12 protein-coding genes are annotated in these 17,512 nt (G+C 65.0%); 3 read left to right on the forward strand and 9 right to left on the reverse strand.

The window, feature by feature from the left end; genetic code table 11:
• Positions 1–33: 33 nt before the first annotated feature.
• The 3 genes from GOACH_RS16405 to GOACH_RS16415 all read right to left on the reverse strand — a co-directional run bounded on the left by GOACH_RS16405 (position 34) and on the right by GOACH_RS16415 (position 8,610).
• Positions 34–5,565 carry an ATP-binding protein gene (locus GOACH_RS16405; RefSeq protein WP_005177055.1) on the reverse strand — a complete coding sequence of 1,844 codons (5,532 nt, stop codon included), beginning with the start codon at positions 5,563–5,565 and terminating at the stop codon, positions 34–36.
• 339 nt (positions 5,566–5,904) lie between these two features.
• Entirely contained in the window at positions 5,905–8,136 is a 2,232-nt protein-coding gene (katG, locus tag GOACH_RS16410) for a catalase/peroxidase HPI (RefSeq protein WP_005177057.1), read from the reverse strand.
• A 36-nt stretch (positions 8,137–8,172) separates the two neighbouring features.
• A complete protein-coding gene (locus tag GOACH_RS16415; protein WP_040518979.1) occupies positions 8,173–8,610 on the reverse strand; it encodes a Fur family transcriptional regulator in 438 nt (145 codons plus the stop codon).
• Between the two features lie 98 nt (positions 8,611–8,708).
• Here GOACH_RS16415 and GOACH_RS16420 point away from each other — a divergent pair, with 98 nt between their 5' ends.
• Together GOACH_RS16420 and GOACH_RS16425 are read left to right on the forward strand one after the other, a co-directional pair.
• Positions 8,709–9,479 (forward strand): GNAT family N-acetyltransferase, encoded by a 771-nt coding sequence (locus GOACH_RS16420; RefSeq protein WP_157227792.1) that lies wholly within the window; start codon positions 8,709–8,711, stop codon positions 9,477–9,479.
• 10 nt (positions 9,480–9,489) lie between these two features.
• Complete coding sequence (locus GOACH_RS16425) at positions 9,490–10,491, forward strand: hypothetical protein (RefSeq protein WP_005177067.1); 1,002 nt, start codon at positions 9,490–9,492, stop codon at positions 10,489–10,491.
• 178 nt (positions 10,492–10,669) lie between these two features.
• On the opposite strand, the gene GOACH_RS16430 is transcribed toward GOACH_RS16425, so the two are convergent.
• The 3 genes from GOACH_RS16430 to GOACH_RS16445 all read right to left on the reverse strand — a co-directional run bounded on the left by GOACH_RS16430 (position 10,670) and on the right by GOACH_RS16445 (position 14,515).
• On the reverse strand, positions 10,670–11,854 hold the full coding sequence (locus GOACH_RS16430) for an HNH endonuclease signature motif containing protein (RefSeq protein WP_005177069.1): 1,185 nt from the start codon (positions 11,852–11,854) through the stop codon (positions 10,670–10,672).
• A gap of 1,063 nt (positions 11,855–12,917) precedes the next feature.
• A complete protein-coding gene (locus GOACH_RS16440) occupies positions 12,918–13,610 on the reverse strand; it encodes a M24 family metallopeptidase (protein ID WP_005177071.1) in 693 nt (230 codons plus the stop codon).
• Positions 13,607–14,515, reverse strand: a complete 909-nt coding sequence (locus GOACH_RS16445) for an MBL fold metallo-hydrolase (protein ID WP_005177073.1) — start codon at positions 14,513–14,515, stop codon at positions 13,607–13,609. Before GOACH_RS16445 ends, GOACH_RS16440 begins: the two co-directional genes overlap by 4 nt.
• Positions 14,516–14,694: 179 nt before the next feature.
• On the opposite strand from GOACH_RS16445, the gene GOACH_RS16450 reads away from it, so the two are divergent.
• Positions 14,695–15,126 (forward strand): PPOX class F420-dependent oxidoreductase, encoded by a 432-nt coding sequence (locus tag GOACH_RS16450; protein ID WP_040519009.1) that lies wholly within the window; start codon positions 14,695–14,697, stop codon positions 15,124–15,126.
• Between the two features lie 23 nt (positions 15,127–15,149).
• On the opposite strand, the gene GOACH_RS16455 is transcribed toward GOACH_RS16450, so the two are convergent.
• The 3 genes from GOACH_RS16455 to GOACH_RS16465 form a co-directional block, all read right to left on the reverse strand.
• Positions 15,150–16,355: an RNA polymerase sigma factor gene (locus tag GOACH_RS16455; protein WP_005177078.1), complete on the reverse strand. Its 1,206-nt coding sequence runs from the start codon at positions 16,353–16,355 to the stop codon at positions 15,150–15,152.
• The gene (locus GOACH_RS16460) at positions 16,352–16,771 is read right to left on the reverse strand and encodes a YciI family protein (RefSeq protein ID WP_005177080.1); all 420 of its coding nucleotides are present in this window, start codon (positions 16,769–16,771) and stop codon (positions 16,352–16,354) included. Before GOACH_RS16460 ends, GOACH_RS16455 begins: the two co-directional genes overlap by 4 nt.
• Positions 16,772–16,891: 120 nt before the next feature.
• Positions 16,892–17,410 carry an alpha/beta hydrolase gene (locus GOACH_RS16465; protein ID WP_005177083.1) on the reverse strand — a complete coding sequence of 173 codons (519 nt, stop codon included), beginning with the start codon at positions 17,408–17,410 and terminating at the stop codon, positions 16,892–16,894.
• Positions 17,411–17,512 lie beyond the last annotated feature (102 nt).

Genomic DNA, 17,512 nt, shown 5'->3' on the forward strand with positions numbered 1-17,512 from the left:
GGCCCCGCGTCGAGCAGGTGGGCGTGCCGGGCGCTAGCTCTCCGATCCCGAGCCGGTGGAAACCTGCTCGGAGTCGTCGGCCTCGTGTCGGCGATGCGACCACGAGGAGTTGCCCTCGATCGCTGCGATGATCCTCGGGCGCAGCTCGGCGGCGTCGATCACGGCGTCGACCGAACCGACCTCGACGGCGCGACGAATGCTGTGCACGGCGTCGAACTCGGCAGCGACGGCATTGATTGTCTCGGCTCGCACCGACTGGCGGACGTCGGCCAGTTCGGCGCTCAGTGTCGATCGGTCGGAGCCGGATGCCTGTGCCAATCGTGCCTCGATCTCTCGTACACGCGGATCAGCGTCTACCCGCTTGTTGACGTCACCGGCGAACACCACGGCGGCGGCAGGCGCGCCACCGAGCACGGAGGCGAACGATCCGTCGATCGCCAACACGGTCATGTTGGGGTTGAGCGCCTTGGAGAAGACGACGAACGCTCCACCGTGATACCGCGAGATGACGCAGAAGACGATGGGGCCGCGGAAGTTCACGATCGCACGGCCGATCTCTGCGCCGTACTCGAGCTGCAGCTTGCGCATCGACTCCGGCGATCCGTCGAACCCGGACAGATTCGCCAGAACAACAAGGGGTCGGTTCCCGCTCGCCGAATTGATGGCTCGGGCAACCTTTTTCGACGACTGGGGAAACAGCGTGCCCGCGGTATAGGTGTCCGGGCCATCGGTCGGGGTGTAGCCGCGGCGGGAGACCTCGCGTGACTCGATCCCGACGAGGCACACCGGTACCCCGCCGAGGTGGACGTCGGAGACGACCGCGGTCTCGGCGTCGGCCATTCCTGCCCAGCGTTCGAGTACCTGGTGGTCCTGGTCGGCGACTGCTCGGATGACCGTCCTGATGTCGAACGGCTTCTTGCGGTCGGGGTTCATCTCCTTCGAGAAGATCTCTCCGACGGTGGTGAAATCGCTTCCCGCGAGAACGTGGGGGTAATCGGAGATGTCCCTGTCGACCGGGTCGGCGGTGATGAGGCGACGCGGTGTCTGCTCACCCGGCATCACGTAGGTGTGGTCGTAGTGGGACATCAGCACGTCGCGTGCAGCGCCGAGATTCGGTGCCCAGTACTGCGCTTGGCCATTCGGGCCCATCACCCGGTCGTAGCCGCCGATGCCGAAGTTGTCCTCCGCGGAGACTCCACCGGAGAAGTCGAGCGACTGCTTGCCGGTCAGGACCATGGCCGAGTCAGGGGTCATCACGAGGATGCCCTTCGTGTGCATCAGCATGGTGGCCTCGGCGTTCCAGTACGGCTGGGCGCCGACGTTGATACCCGCGACGACGATGTTGATCTCGCCGCCGTCCTGTGTGAACTCGACGACCCGCTTCAGTGCACGCGCCACCCAGTCCATGTTCTCGGTGCCGGAATCCATCGAGATACGTGCGCCCGATGACAGTGCGTACCACTCGAGGGGGACCCTCATCTCCTCGGCGAGATCGAGCGCTGCGATCACGCGTGCACACTCGGGTTCAGACAGCGCACCGAGCGACTTCGTCGGGTCACCGAGCAGCACCACGCGCGTGATGCCCTGTGGGTACTTCTCGGTCGGCGTCGTCACGACGCCTGCGACTATCGCTGCAGTGTTGCGGCCCTTCGGGCGCTGCACTGGGACCAGACGTTGTTCGGCGTCGAGGTCATATTCGCGGAAGTCGCCGAGCAGGTCGGTCAGCTCGTACGGGTACACCGTGTTGCGTCGAGCGGCGCTGAGAACCTTCTGGCGGTACTCATCGACGGGCTCGATCGGCTCGGTCGACGGTTCGCCGACCGCCACGTCGAACCCGCCGGTTGCGTTGACGGAGAAGCGGATCGAGACCTTGCGCAGCTGACCGGTATCACGGTCGCGGCGTCGAGCGATCAACTGGACCTCTTCGAGTCCGACGTCGGCGGTCGTGCCCCTGATGTGGTCGGCGATGGTCGCGAGATCGCCTTCCGAGGCATCGATCGGTGGCCACACGTACATGATGATGCGGTTGGTGTTGGCTGCACGCTTCTGGCCGCGCTTGGCGCGGCGGATGGAGTCGGCGCACGACGCCAATACGGTCTCCGCGGTCGGCAGCGAGAGGAGCCGCCCATCGTTCTCACGCAGTGAACTGAGATCGCGGACCTGTGCGAAGGCGATCAGACGGTCGTCTGCCGGGTTGTCCTTCGCGACGGCGCGGAACAGATAGATCTCCTCGTCGTCTGCCGAGGGAAGCCTCGTCAGATCGAACTTGCGGAGCCGCTCCATGCGCATCCGCTGCGCGATATAGGGGTGCAGGCCGCGGATCAGGCGTTCCTCGACCATGCCCGTGGCCGATGGTCGGAAGGTGAAGTGGTGGTGCATGACTGCGGTACCGCGACCGGCGACGGTGAACGTGACGCGTTGCACCTGACCGGGCATCGGCGATGCCGCGACGATCTCGTGCAGCGCTGCCGCCATCGCATCGAAGTCGTCGGGTTGGTCTTCCCAACTGACATAGATGTCCGCGGCGATGGACGCATTGGTACGGGCGAGCTCGATCAGTCCGCTTGCTGCCGAGGCCAGTTCGGCGAACGGAACAGCTGCCGAGACCACGCTGGCGCCGTCGCGTGCAGCCACGACGAACGTTGTGCCCTGCGCTGTCTGCGTCGAGACGATGTCGACGCCCTTGTTGCCGTAGTAGCGGCGGGTCAGCACCTCGAGCATGGCGGTGTTGTCGGTTCCGCTGCGCTGGATGCGTTGTCCCAGAAGGCGAACAAGCGGTTCGGTGCTGCGCACCATCTCGGCGATGCGCTCGTCACGATCCGCGGCGTCTGGGTTGTCGTCGAGGTACTTGAGGTGCTTACGCACGTTGGTGTACACGCGGGCGCGGTCGCGCAGCAGCATCGCCTGGCCGTACCAGGCGTAGATCACGCCGCGCGCGAGGTCGGCGATGGCGGGGAAGCGAACCTGCGTCGCGGCCACGATTCGGTCGAGCGCGAAGCCGATGTCCTCGCGCAGTTCGTCGCGCGGCGTCGGCTCGCCCAACCACTCGCGGAGCAGCGTCGTGATGACGGTGACCGATGCGGCTGGATTCTGCAGTGTCAGGAAAATGCGGAAGACCGCGGCCTCGAGTTCGGGAGTTCGGTCGAGTTCGGTGACCCCGTAATGCCTGAGGGCGTGCCGGAGCTGCTCGTGAAAAGCCTCGGGCAGCCCGTCGCGCTCGACGTCCAGGCTCTGCAGATAGGTGTGGAAGTTCTCACGCGAACTGTGTACGTGCTCGAACCCGGGGGTCGAGCCCGACGGTGGACGCTTCTGGCTCAGTTCGGCGAGATCGGCGAACACCGTGAGCAACTCGAGTTCGTCGGCGATCGGTCGACGACCCGAAGCGCGGACCTCACGACGAACGGCGAGATAGTCGTCGAGGAGTCGTGACCGGTCGTGCGGGTCGACGTCGTATCCGAGGAGCTGACTGCGCAGATCCTCTTGCGTGCGCGTGGTCCTGACGTCGGAGTCGATGTTGCCCGGGACCGCGGGCAACTCCAGTTCGACGCTCTCTGCTGACGCCTCTGCTGCGCCGTCGGCGTCTTCGTCGTCGACGAGCGGCTCGAGCCGCATCAGTGTCGCGCCCGTCTCGACCTGGGAGCCGACCGATACCGAGCATTCCTTGAGGCGCGAGCGGACCGGCGCACGCAGCACGGTCTCCATCTTCATGCTCTCGAGCACGAGCACGGGTGCTCCGGCCTCGACCTCGTCGCCGACAGCGAGGGGCGTTGCGACGACGAGAGCAGGTGCGGGGGAGCGGACGACACCGCCCTCGTCGCGGCTGACGCGATGGGCAACGCCGTCGACGTCGATGAGGTGGATGGGCCCGTGCGTGTCTGTGACGAGGCGATAGCGCACCCCGTTGAGCACCATTTGTGCGGCGTGCTCGTCGAAACGCTCGATGTCGACGTCTGCCGTGTAGGTATCTGTGCCGGACTCGATGGCGACGCGGAATCGACTCGCACCGATGCGTGCGACGCGAACCCGGTACCCGACGCCGCGCAGCTTCAGATCCAGCGGGCGACCACTTTCATGCTGCACCTGTGGGCGACCGCCCGACGCCGTCGACAGCAGACGCTGACGCTCGACGGCCTCCTCTTCCTCGTAGCTGTCGATCGCAGCGGCGATCAGTGCGATGGCCGAATGGCGGTTGACCACCAGACCGTTCTCGGCGCGTACACGGTCGATCCAGCCGGTGTCGGCGCTGCCGTCGATGACCGCTGGCTGGCCGAGGAGCTCGAGAACGAAACTCTTGTTGGTCGCACCGCCCTCGATGACGACGCGGGTCTCGCTCATGGCGCGACGCAGGCGTCCGAGAGCCTCGTTGCGATTGGCGCCGTAGGCGATGATCTTGGCGATCATGGAGTCGAAGTCGGCGGGGATGGTGTCGCCCGCGCTGACGCCGGTGTCGACACGGATGCCGGGTCCGGCGGGCAGTTCGAGTCGCGAGATGCGACCGGGCGCCGGTGCGAAATCGCGGTCGGGATCCTCTGCGTTGAGGCGAGCCTCGATCGCGTGTCCGCGCTCGGCTGGAGGATCGCCGTCGAGTCGACCACCGGACGCGACGTGGAGTTGTGCGCGGACCAGGTCGATTCCGGTCGTGCATTCGGTGATCGGGTGCTCCACCTGCAGGCGGGTATTGACCTCGAGGAAGGCGAAGAGCTTTTCTCCCGGGTGATAGAGGAACTCGACCGTCGCGGCGCCACGGTAGCCGACGGCGACGGCGAGCCGCTCTGCCGAGGACTTCAGGTCGGTGACCTGTTCGGGCGCGAGAACCGGCGAGGCCGACTCCTCGATGATCTTCTGATTACGACGCTGCACCGAGCAGTCGCGGACACCGAGTGCCCATGCGGTGCTCTGACCGTCGGCGATCACCTGGACCTCGACGTGCCGGGCGCCGGTCACGAGGCGCTCGAGGAAGACGACGCCGCTGCCGAAGGCGCGAGCGGCTTCGTCGCGGGTGCGGTCGAACGCATCACGCAGCTCGTCGTCGCTGGTGATGACGCGGATGCCGCGGCCACCACCGCCAGCGGTCGCCTTGAGCATCAGCGGGTAACCGATCGATGTGGCGGCCTCGAGTGCGTCGTCGATGGTGTCGACGGCCCCGCGGCTCCACGGGGCGACGGGAACGCCGACCTCTTCGGCGATGAGCTTTGCGCCGATCTTGTCGCCGAGTTTGCGCATCGCTTCGGCGGATGGACCGATGAAGGTGACGCCGATGCGGTCGCACAGTTCAGCGAAGAGCGGGTCCTCGGCGACGAATCCCCAGCCGACCCATGCAGCGTCGGCGCCGGTCTCGAGTAGCGCGTGCTCGAGCACCTTCAAGTTCAGGTAGGGGCGGTCGGCTGCTGCGCCCAGGTTGTATGCGATGTCGGCTTCGCGAACGAATGTGGCGTTGCGGTCGACGTCGGTGTGCAGGGCAACGACCTCGATGGGCTGACCTGTCTCGGCGGACAATCCGCGGACGGCGTGGATGAGTCGCATCGCGGCCTCACCTCGGTTCACGATGGCAATGCGCGTGAACATCACCGACTCCCTTCTCTTCTCGAACTGCTCGTCGGCAGCGCCCCCGCTCGCCGTGCGAAGACCCCGGCGTGACGCGGTGCGCAGCGCCATTGGCTGCGGACCGTGCCACGCACGTGTCTTCGCGGTGTGGGCCCCGTCTGCGTCACGTGCGTGAGTGCGGCATGTGTGACTGCGGAAACAGCGGCCCCGCACGATTGTGTCGAATCGTTGCGCTACGCGCGAGTACGGGTGACCTGCCCGACGTGTCGGGTCATAGCGTAAGGCTCCCTCGCGGCTGGAAGCAGGGATGCACCCCGCGGACGATCTCCGCGGGGTGCAACACCAGTGTGATCGAACGAATCAGTGCAGGTCGTAGCGGTCGAGCTCCATCACCTTGGCCCACGCTGCGACGAAGTCGTCGACGAACTTCTGCTTGGCGTCGTCCTCTGCGTACACCTCGGCGAGCGCCCGTAGATCGGAGTTGGCGCCGAACGCGAGATCGACCCGAGAACCCGTCCACTTCTGTTCGCCCGACTCTCGATCGACGGCGACATAGGTCCCGTCGTCGGCCGACGACGGTGACCACTCGACGTCCATGTCGGTGATGTTGACGAAGAAGTCGTTGGTCAGGGTGCCGGGCTTCGTCGTCAGCACGCCGAGCGACGAGTTCTTGTAGTTGGCGCCGAGCACGCGCAAGCCACCGACCAGAACAGTCATCTCCGGCGCAGACAGGGTCAGCAGGTTGGCCTTGTCGACGAGGTTGTACTCCGCGGGCAGTTCGTTGCCCTTGCCCTCGTAGTTGCGGAACCCGTCGTACTTCGGTTCGAGGTAGGCAAACGAGTCCTGGTCGGTCTGCTCCTGAGTCGCGTCGGTCCGCCCCGGCGTGAACGGCACGGTCACCGAGAAGCCCGCGTCCTTGGCGGCCTTCTCGATCGCGGCAGCCCCGCCGAGAACAACCAGATCCGCGAACGACACCTTGGTACCGGGCTCTGAGTTGAACTGCTCGGCGACCAACTCCAGCTTGCTGATCACCTGCGCGAGTTCGTCAGGCTCACTGGACTCCCAGCCGAGCTGCGGCTGCAGTCGAAGTCGTCCGCCGTTCGCGCCGCCGCGATAGTCACTGCCACGGAAGGTCGACGCGGCCTTCCACGCGGTCGCCACCAGCTGCGAAACGCTCAAACCGGTTTCGAGGATCGCGGACTTCAGGCTGTCGGCATCCGAGTCGGAGATCAGCGGTCCCTCGGCAGCGGGGACGTTGTCCTGCCAGATGTAGGTCTCCGATGGAACGAGCGGACCGCGGTACCGGATGGCGGGGCCCATGTCGCGGTGCAGCAGCTTGAACCATGCCTTGGCGAACTCCTCGGCCAGTTCTTCGGGGTGGTCGAGCCAGCGCCGGGTGATCTCACCGTAGATCGGGTCGAAACGCATCGTCAGGTCGGTGGTGAGCATCGATGGATGGGTCTTGCCATTGCCCTGCGCGACGGGTACCGAGTTGGCCCAGCCACCATCCTTCGGTCGCCACTGGTTCGCACCGGCAGGACTCTTGAACAGCTCCCACTCATTGCCGTACAGGATCTCGAGGAAGCTGTTGTCCCACTTGGTCGGTGTGTGTGTCCAGGTCACTTCGAGGCCGCTGGTGATCGCGTCATTGCCGACCCCGGTGCCCTGGGGGTTCTTCCAGCCGAGGCCCATCTGCTCGAGCGGCGAGGCCTCGGGTTCGGGTCCGAGAAGTTCGGCATCGCCATTGCCGTGCGTCTTACCGAAGGTGTGACCGCCGACGATCAATGCTGCGGTCTCGACGTCGTTCATGGCCATCCGGCCGAATGTCTCGCGGATATCGGCGGCAGCCGCCAAATAGTCCGGAACACCCTCGGGGCCTTCGGGATTGACGTAGATGAGGCCCATGGTGGTCGCGCCCAGCGGCTCCTCGAGCTCACGCTTGCCGCCCTGGTAGCGCAGGTTGGTGCCCAGCCATACCGACTCGGCGCCCCAGTAGACTTCGTCGGCTTCCCACTCGTCGGGCCGCCCGAACGCGAAGCCCTTGGTCGGCAGGCCCATGTCTTCGAGTGCAACGTTGCCCGCGAGAACCAGGAGATCAGCCCACGAGAGTGCCTTCCCGTACTTCTTCTTCACCGGCCACAGCAGTCGTCGGGCCTTGTCGAGACTGACATTGTCGGGCCAGCTGTTCAGGGGAGCGAAACGCTGCATACCGGTACCGGCTCCGCCGCGACCATCCTCGACCCGGTAGGTGCCCGCAGCATGCCAGGACATACGGATGAAGAAGGGTCCGTAGTGACCGAAGTCGGCAGGCCACCACGACTTCGAGTCCTTCATCACGTCCTTGAGATCACTGACGAGCGACTCGACGTCGAGGTCGGCGAGCGCGGCGTCGTAGTCGAAGTCGGGTTCACGCGGACGAATCACCTGCGGATTGTGTGCGAGCACGCGCAGATTGAGCTTCTCGGGCCACCACTGCTGATTGCCTCCGCCCTCGACCGGGGGCCGGATGTGCATCGGGCAACCTGATTCGGCTGGCTCGGTCTGGGCCTCGCCGATGGGCGGGTGCTCCTGGGCAGTGTTCTCTTCAGACACTGTTTTCCTTCCGGTTGTGGGTGATACGGGCTGTGATCACGTGTGTGACCCCGGTGTGGATGTGCAGTCGGGGCACAGGCCCCAGTAGATGACCTCGGCCTCGTCGAGCACGAAGCCGTTGTCGTCGGATGCGGTCAGGCACGGGGTGACCCCCGCGGCGCAATCGACGTCGGCGATCGCCCCGCACGAGCGGCAGACGGTGTGGTGGTGGTTGTCGCCGACCCGGGCCTCGTAACGCGCAACGAGACCCGATGGCTGGATACGTCGGACGAGTCCGGCTTCGGTCAGCGCACCGAGCACGTCGTAGACCGCCTGACGCGAGACGTCGGGCAGTGTCGAACGCGTGGCGAGATAGATGGTCTCCGTGTCGGCGTGCGCATGGGTGTTGACGGCCTGCAGCACCGCGACCCGCGGGCGGGTCACGCGAAGTTCGGCTGCACGCAGTTGATCTGCGTACTCCGGCGTGGGAGACACGTGAGTCAGTATGCAACGCATTCTGGAATGATTCAGGATTTCTCTCAAACTGAGACGTCGCGAGCTGCATGTCTCTGCTGTGGCACGCTGGTCTGGTGATGTGGACACCAGAGCGCGTGCGCGCTGAATCGATACGGTGGACATCCTCGTGGCATCCGGTCGGCTCACACCACGTCGACATCGACGGATACGAGTTCTACGTGCTCGACGGGATCGCCACACTGCTGAACTACCACGGCGCACAACGCGATCCACTTGCGGTGCTCGACCAAGCCGCAGCCCACGGTCGCAAGCTCGACGCCAATCGCCTGCGTTTCACACGCGCTCCGGGACTATTCGGTGGCGTCGACGATGCCGAGCTCGACCGGCGCGACGCCGTCACGATCGCAGTTCGCGACATCGTCGCCATGAAAACGGCGCCCGAGATCGTGGCACAGATTCCGGTGCCGCCCTGCGTCGAGGCAAGGCGAGTCGACACGGACAACGGTGTCGCCGAGTTCGCGCAGATATCGCTCGATGCATGGGGATTCCCGCCGCCCATCCTCAACGATCCATCGATCGCCGAGACCCCGCCCGGCCTGTTCGTTGCCCACACCGCCACCTACGCCTCCGCCCGCGCCGAGCCGGCCGGCGCGGGTGGCTACACACTCGAGGGTGAAGTCGCTCGAATGTGGGGTGGCGCTGTGCTCCCTGCCTATCGGGGATTCGGTGTGTACAGGGCTTCGATCGTCGCCCGATTGAACGATGCCAGAGGTCGGGGTGCCTCGCTCGGACTCGTCCATGCAGAGACCGCCACGTCATCGCCACTGCTACAGCGGATGGGATTCCGAAAGTTCGGTGAGCGGGCGATCATCGAGTTCGGCATCTGAGGAGCGTTGCATGGACCTCGACGACGCGCTCGACGAGTTGTATGGTTGCGCCCCAGTAGATTTCGTCGCACGACGGCGCGAACTGGCACGTTCCGCGCGGGCGGAGGGTGATGCCGAACTCGCCCGCGAGATCTCGCGGGCGCGAAAGCCCACGCGGGTCGCCTGGTTGCTGAATCAGTGGATACGCCGATCGCCCACAGAATTCGACCCGGTGTTGACCGTCGCCGACGAACTTCGTCAGGCCCAGCGCCGATCGTCGGCAGGACTTCTGCGTGAACTCTCTGCACGACGACAAGACGTTGTGCGGGAGGCGATGACGCGACTGCGTTCGTTCGCCGCCGATATCGGCGCTCCCATGAGCGCGGCTCTCGAGAGAGAAGCCATCGCGACGCTGCGCGCTGCCATCGGCGACGAGCAGGCGGCGCAACTCTTGCAGCGCGGAAGAGCAGTATCCGCAATGGAATACAGCGGGTTCGGCCCAGCCGGGTTGGTGGCGCTCACGGACTCCGCTGCGCCCTCGGATTCGGCTGCGCTTTCCGATTCAGCTGAGCCCATCACCGGTAGGACGGTTGAGAGTGCGGACTCAAGTGATGACACCAGCGACGGATTGACAGATACCGGCGATGGAGAAAGTCCGGCGGAGGTTCGTGAGCGCGAGGCCCGCGAGGCGGAGCTCGCCGCAGCCCGAGCAGTGCTCGATCGATTCGCTGCCGACGTAGTGTCGGCCACCGCTGAACTCGACGTAGCGCAGCGCAGCCTCGACGACGCCGAGCAGTCCGTCGCCAATCTCGCGGATCGCGTCAGACGACTGCGCGCGGAACTTGCGGGTGCCGAACACGAACTGCGCTTCGCGCAACGTGTTGTCGATACAGCGGTGACCCAGCGGGACGCCGCCGTCGTCGCTCTCGAATCCGCCTCCGACGGGCAGATGCGGGCACGGGAGCGCCTCGATGCGCTGGCGGGCGGCGCCGACCGCTCAACGAGTGATCTCGGTGGGGCACCCAACACGTAGTGGCCGGATGCCCCACCTCTTGGGGCCATGTCCTCCGGTATGAAGTTCTCAACGATCGTGCGCGGTCCCGATGTCGTTGGCGGGTGCGAGGCGAGTGTGCGATTGATGGCGGGATAGATGTGGTGTTACGGGTCAGGGAATATGGTGAATCATGCTGCGGCCGGCAGATTGTCGAGGTTCATGGTCCGGCGTTGTCAAGGTCGGTGTCGCCGCCGTCGGCCCAATGCACGATGTGGTGTGCCCGGCACCAGGACGCGGGTGCTCCGCATGTGATGCAGCACCGGTCGCGCTTGGTGAGGGCACGCCGTTGCGGTCGCGTGAACAGACGTTTGGTCCGGCTGACCGCGAGTGGAACTTCTTCGCCGTCGGTGATCATCACCGTGACGTCGGCGTCACACGCGAGACGCCGTGCGGTTGCTTGGCTGACCGCCCCCATGAACGGCAGCGATGAAAGTTCAGGCGTGGCCGCCGGGATGGTCAACCCGAGCTGGGTAGGCGAGGCCAGGCCGGTGAACAACGTGCTGACTACCGTGTCGCCGTCACTGTTCGGTGACGATTCGGCACCTGCACTCCCGGTCGCGAGATCGAGGATGATCTCGAGGGCGTCGGCATATCGCTGTTCGGGCCCGCGGAGATCGCGGGAGCCATCGGGTTGGGGTGCGGGTGCCGAGAGTCTGTCGATGGCGGTCAACAGTTTCTCGCCGCCCACGGTGTCGAGATCGGCTTTCACCCGCAGGCGACCGTCGACCTTGGTGGCGGTGAGCGAGTTGATCGTGCGGTCTTCGGAAGGCGGCAGCCCACCTGTGGAGTCGGCGCGCACATTGCCGAGCGTGCGGGCGTAGTCGATGATGTCGGCGGGGTTCGCGCCCGAGAAAGCCTGGGAGGCAAGTGCTGACGCGTACGCGCGGCGGTCGTCGGCATCGACGGAAATGGCGCTGCGTTGTTCGATGTGGGCCAATCCGCGCACGATGGCGTCGACATGTGCGGCGGAGAATGCGCCGTCGGCAGCGTATCCGTCGACAGTTCCCAAACTGCCGATTGCGCGGCCGATGCGCACCAGCCGATGGGTCTCCGAGGGCGCCAGGCCTACCGCTGCCAGTTCCTCGATCATGCTGCGGCCGTAGCGTTTATCGACGCCGAGCTGACCCAATGCGTGGGTATGTGCGGCGAGTTGGTGATCGGTCACATTGCGCAGCTCGACCAACTGGCGCACCGTGCCATGGACGACGGTTGAGTCTTCGCTGTGCGCGGTGAGTAACTCGCGCACCAGGTCCGTCGCAGTACGCAGCGCAGCAACGAGGGTGGGAGTGTCGAAAGCGGCATCCGTGTGGGCGACGGCGGGGCTGATCACCGAATCGGTCATGACTCCAAAATACACGAATAGGTGTTCGATTCAAGGTCTATTTTCGCTGGTAAGAGGCCTGTGGATAACCTGTCTTCAGGTTCGGGAATTGTCGGTGGGCGGTGCTATGAGGGCTGAGTCGGCGTCGCCACTACCGGCGCATGGTCGACGAAAACCTGTTGTGCGGCGCGACTGCGGTCCATAGAGTGTTGTCTCGCGCCGTGCGGGTCGACCGACACCCGTTCGGACGCAGGACGTTTGACAATTGAATCGAATAAACTTGTGCGGCATGGCGCATAAGCCGGAGTGATCCGGTGAAAGGCGGGTGACAACCGTCGCCGGGAGCAGTCCCGGTACCCCATGCACTCCGAGCCGGAACCTTCGCCCCAGGGCGGAGGCAACGTCGAAGCGATCTGACGGTGTGAGCCGGGAGAGCCGATCGGTGACCCGACACCAGCCAGGTGTGGTCAGTAGCGACGAATGTTGCGGCGAGGGAAGGAACGTCAGTCCGAGATTGTTCAGTCAAGGGCGTGTTCCACGGACGTGGAGACGGGGCGTGGCGGCTTCGTCGAGACGCGAGAGATCAAGTAGGACCGACATCCGAAAGGTCGAGGGTGTGCGGCATTCCGATCCCAAAAGGCTCGGAACCGCACGGAAGAGCACATCCTCAGTCGACTGAACACACTAGCTCAATTGGTAGAGCAGTCATTTTCTCGAATGACCGGTTGCTGGTTCAACTCCAGTGTGGATTCCCATCCAAAAAGCGAAAGCCTCTTCCCGACGACATCGTGACAGTGTCCTAATCCCTGACACCGCAAGATGAATCAGGGCATCGCTCGAGCCCGCGAGGCCGAGTGGTGTTCACGCGCCGGTAGCGGTAGCGGAGAGACCGGCCAGTCTCTCTTCGACGTGACAGCGGTGGAGAAGCGGTCGTCGTAACGCGTGGTGCCACGAACGGCACTGGACATGGTGACTACCGTCGAGAGGCGGTGGACACGCTGCAAACCCTGTCGGGGAATACAGCATGCACAAGGTCACCGAGAGTGGGGAAGTAGTCTCATTCCCCGCACACAACACCTGCCTGTCACGGCAGGTCGAGAAGCTCCTCGTAGAAGCCCCCGAATTGGCGGCCCGGTTCGACGAGATGCACCTCGAGAATCCAATGACACTCGCGTCCCGAGGCGTCGCGTCGACGCATCGGCCCCGATGAGCCGGGCGCAACGTAGCTTTCGATGTCGTCACCCGAGATGTTCTCGTGGGGAAACTCGCCTACGAGATGCCCGGCTATCTCACCCCCGAAGTGCCAGCCGTCCTGCTCGCTGAGTTCGACGACATGGTCGAAGAGTTCGGCTCCCGTGACGTCGGGATGCGCACGGAAGTACTCGCGGCCCGCATCCCAGATACGGGGAAGTGCCGCAGCGAGACGGTGTTTGAGCGGGTCCTCGCCGAGCACGTACGTTCGGCCGAAATCGGCCTCCCAATCCTCGAAGATCGGACCGAAGTCGAGGAAGAGGATGTCGTCGTCGGCGATGATGCGGTCGGGCGGATTGGCGCGAAAGGTTTCGAGGGTGTTCTCTCCGGCCCGGACGATGCGTTTGTGCCAGTGCTTAGTCACACCGAACATCTCGTTCGCCAGATCGCGAATCTCGTCCGACAGTGCCCGCTCGCCGACTCCGGGCCGGATCAGTCCGCGCGCTGTGACGGCCTCGAAGAGCTCCTCCGCATGGCGTTGGGCGTCGAGTAGATTGTCGACGCGTTCCTGCTCGCCTGTGGTCATCGGATGTGCCTCCCTCCGGCGCGGACGAACCGTCCGGGTTCGACTTCGATCACATCATGTCGACGAAGGTGCCGCTCGAGATGGAGCGTTGCGGTGCGTTTCTCGACCGCGTCGACGAAGGGCATCGACACGTGTGGTCGGTAGACGAGCCGGTGCTCGACGATGTCGCCGAGAGTGCGAGGTTCGGCGAGGAATTCGAGGAGCCGGTCGTCCCGCCGATGGATGACCGCCGCGAAGTCGTCAAGGCGTCGGCGGAAGTCGGCTGCACCGTCGATGACGCCTTTTTGATGAAAGGTGCCGTACCAGCGTGCCTCGACACCGCGCACCGTCTCGATCGACGTGAGGTAATCGTCAAGACTGCTGCCGAGGTCGCCGTACATCGGGCCGAATGAGGTGAGGTCGATGTCGGCGACATAGCAGAATCCGATCGGTTCGATCAGGACTCCGCAGTGCCCGGCGGTGTGCCCGGGCAGATGGATGAGTGTTGCACTGAGGTCGCCGAGATCAAAAGTGTGATCACCCTCGATCGCGACGGCATCGGGTCTGCCCGTCGGCAGGTCGAACTGGTCGAGGATGTGCTGTTCGACCGCCTCGCGCTGCTGCGCCGGCTGGCCGAATCCGTCGATCATCGCCGCCAGTGAGCGGACGCCCTCGACATCTTTGGTGTGCACATGGGCCGGACAGTCGAAATGCTTGAGTCCGGCGATGTGGTCTTCGTGCGCGTGACTGATCATCACAGCATCGGCGCCGGCTGGATCGTGCGTGACCTCGAGCGACGGATCGATCACCAGGGTGGCCTCGGAGCCGTTCACTACCACGGTGTTGCCGTAGGGGTAGGCGCCGCCGTGCGCTGACTCCAGCACGGTGACGGGCCCATACGGTGACGCGGTGTCGAGTGCCGTCATCGCGCGTGACCTGTCGAGAGCCAGGATCGTGCTGCGCGCATGTCGGTCAGCTTAGTCACCCGGGCCTGCTCGTATCCGGGCGCCCACCCACCGGGTCGACGAGCGAACCACAGACCTGTCGGGCGCGCTGAACGTGCTCGCGCGGGAATGCTGCAGTGGCCATTCGGGTTGCCACCGACATGACTGACGCGTCGTATGACCCACGGGATCTCATAGCGAACACCAGTATCGGCATCCTGGCCACGATCAAGGCCAATGGAATTCCTCAGCTCTCGCCTGTCACGTCCGTGTACGACCGCGAGTCCGACACCATCCTCGTGTCGATGACCGACGGACGTGCCAAGACGGCCAATCTGCGGCGGGATCCGCACGCTGCGATCGAATTCACCAGCGCGGACGGATACACCTGGGCGACCGCTGAGGGCGATGCCGAACTCATTGGGCCGTCGACAGACGTGGATTCACCGGAGATTGATGCACTGGTCGAGTACTACCGGCTCGGAGCAGGTGAGCATCCGGACTGGGCAGAATATCGAGAAGTCATGGTCGCCGACCGTCGGGTATTGCTCCGACTTCGTGTCACGCACGTCTACGGCGCGAAACTGCGCTAGCTGACCGACAAGCCCCGGACCCGTCAGCGGGTGGGGTCGCTGTGTCGGAGCGACGCCGCGGTGCGTATCAGGTGGTCGTGCTCGGCGACGCTGGTGGCCCTACGTGCCGCCTCGGTGTATGCATCGGCTGCTGCACCTCGGTCGCCGGCGAGCTCATACAGGTGGCCACGGACCGCATGCCAGCGATGGTGATCGTCGAGAACCGTTGCGAGCTGGTCTATTTCAGCCAGCCCGGCGGACGGGCCGCGAGCATGTCCGACGGCGACGATTCGGCCGAGTACCGCCGCCGGGTCGTTACGGGCAGGGTTGTCACTCAACGTCACGAGGTCGTCATACCAGGAGAGAATCTGCTCCCAGTCGGTGTCCGCGGCACTGGCAGCGTCGTCGTGCAATGCCGCGATCGCGGCTTCGATCTGATACCGCCCCGGTGGGCGATCCTCGGTCTGATCGGCGAGCGCGGACTGCAGAATGTGTACTCCACGGGCGATCTGTCCGCGGTCCCAGAGCGTCCGGTCCTGACGGTCGAGCGTGATGATCGAGCCGTCGGCGGCGTGCCGTGCGGGCAGGCGGGCATGGTTGAGCAGCATCAGTGCGAGCAGTCCACGTACCTCCGGTTCGTCTGTGTGCAGCGTAAGTTGCCTGGTGAGCCTGATGGCCTCGTCCGCGAGCCCGACACGGCCGCCGTGGCCGTTGGTGTAGATCAGGTAGAGGACACGCAGGACGACCGCTACATCGCCAAGGCGATCGAAGCTGCGCCCGCGCAGTTGGCGTTTGGCACGACTGATCCGTTGAGCCATCGTCGATTCGGGGACATAGAAGGCGGCGGCGATCTCGCGCGTCGTCAGTCCGCCGACGGCGCGGAGGGTCAGTGCGATCTGCGAGGCGGGCGCGAGGTCGGGGTGGCAGCAGCGAAAGAACAGCAGAAGGGTGTCGTCGCCCTGCTCGGTGATGGGTGGCTCGGACTCGACGCCGTCGACCATGGCCAATTGTCGTCGACGTCGTGCGGCGTCGGCACGCCGCGCGTCGATCAGGCGACGCGTCGCAACACTGACCAGCCAGGCCGTCGGGTCTCTCGGCGGACTATCGGGCCAGACCCGAAGAGCGTCGATCACAGCGTCCTGGATCGCGTCCTCGGCGGCGTCGAAGTCCTCGCCGCGCCTGATCAGCGTGGCGAGTGCCACCGGAACGAGAGACCGCAGCGTCTCCTCGTTCCAGGTGGCACTGCTCATATCTGCTCGGCGTTGGACGGCGACGCCGACATCACCTCACGGACGTCGAGCCATTCGTACAGGGGTGCACCGCCCGGACCTGGCTCCGACGATATGTAGGCTGCGATCTCGAGGACACGCTCGTACGAATCGACGTCGACCATGAAATAGCCTGCGATCAGGTCGCTTGTCTCGGGATGCGGTCCGTCGGTTGTCACCGGTGCCGCGTCCGGTCCGCCGTATCGCACCCATGTCCGGGTGGGGGCGAGTCCCTGGGCATCGACGAACTCGCCGTTCTCGCTCAGCATGTCATTGACGTGATGTTGAAAAGCGATGTGCGCTTCCACGTCTTCGGGTGCCCACTTGTCCATCGTCGGGAACGGATGGTGCGGCTCCGGGCCGCCGCGGTAGTGCTTGAGAATCAGGTACTTCGGCATCATGACTCCTCGTGTATCGCGCCGGTTCGTGTGTGCCGGCTCGGGGGACCACGCTTTTCGTCGTCCTCATCTGGTGAGCGGAGCGGGCTACCGGTTCTCGACATCGTTGCGGGAACATTCTCACTCGGATTCGCCAGCCCTGTGCTGCCCACGGACACCTGCCGCGATCACCCCGGCCAGACCGATGCACTGGTGACCACCGGAGTCGTGCAGATGGGCTTGTGCACTCGGGAGAACTCTGGAGTTGAGCGTCAGGTGGGAGTAGGGGACGACGTCGTCGTCGCGGCAGTGATGCATCGTCAGCGACGTGGTCGGTTCGGCGCCGACGACGTCGTACTCCGCGATGTTCCAACCGTCCGGGCCCCAATTGGGCATCGCGAGAAGTGTCGCGTGACGCGGTGGTGTCGACATCGCCCGCAACAACGTCACAAGCATCGATGCCCCAAATGAGTGGGCGACGATCATGTCGGCCGGCGACAGATCGTCGACGTGCGGCCTGATCGACGACGTCCACGAGGGCACCGACATATCGTCGTCGGGCAGTCTCGGCATGACCAACTCGGCGCCGAGCGCCTCGGAGATCGCCGCGGCAAGCGGTCGGTCGTCGAGGTACCCAGCCGCGCCGTGGATGAACAGCACCGTGTTCGTCGTCGGGTCATCTCGCGTTGCACCGGTTGTCACCGTGTCCCCGTTCTCGGCATCCCGCGTTCTCGGTGTACCTGTCATCGACATCAGAGTGTC

It is taken from the genome of Gordonia aichiensis NBRC 108223, from assembly GCF_000332975.1.
Taxonomy (GTDB): domain Bacteria; phylum Actinomycetota; class Actinomycetes; order Mycobacteriales; family Mycobacteriaceae; genus Gordonia; species Gordonia aichiensis.

Coding starts and splice junctions, on each gene's coding strand:
- GOACH_RS16420 (WP_157227792.1), top strand. CDS start 8,709: ATGTGGACACCAGAGCGCGTGCGCGCTGAATCGATACGGTGGACATCC.
- GOACH_RS16440 (WP_005177071.1), bottom strand. CDS start 13,610: ATGACCACAGGCGAGCAGGAACGCGTCGACAATCTACTCGACGCCCAA.
- GOACH_RS16445 (WP_005177073.1), bottom strand. CDS start 14,515: ATGACGGCACTCGACACCGCGTCACCGTATGGGCCCGTCACCGTGCTG.
- GOACH_RS16450 (WP_040519009.1), top strand. CDS start 14,695: ATGACTGACGCGTCGTATGACCCACGGGATCTCATAGCGAACACCAGT.
- GOACH_RS16405 (WP_005177055.1), bottom strand. CDS start 5,565: ATGTTCACGCGCATTGCCATCGTGAACCGAGGTGAGGCCGCGATGCGA.
- GOACH_RS16455 (WP_005177078.1), bottom strand. CDS start 16,355: ATGAGCAGTGCCACCTGGAACGAGGAGACGCTGCGGTCTCTCGTTCCG.
- GOACH_RS16430 (WP_005177069.1), bottom strand. CDS start 11,854: ATGACCGATTCGGTGATCAGCCCCGCCGTCGCCCACACGGATGCCGCT.
- GOACH_RS16425 (WP_005177067.1), top strand. CDS start 9,490: ATGGACCTCGACGACGCGCTCGACGAGTTGTATGGTTGCGCCCCAGTA.
- GOACH_RS16460 (WP_005177080.1), bottom strand. CDS start 16,771: ATGCCGAAGTACCTGATTCTCAAGCACTACCGCGGCGGCCCGGAGCCG.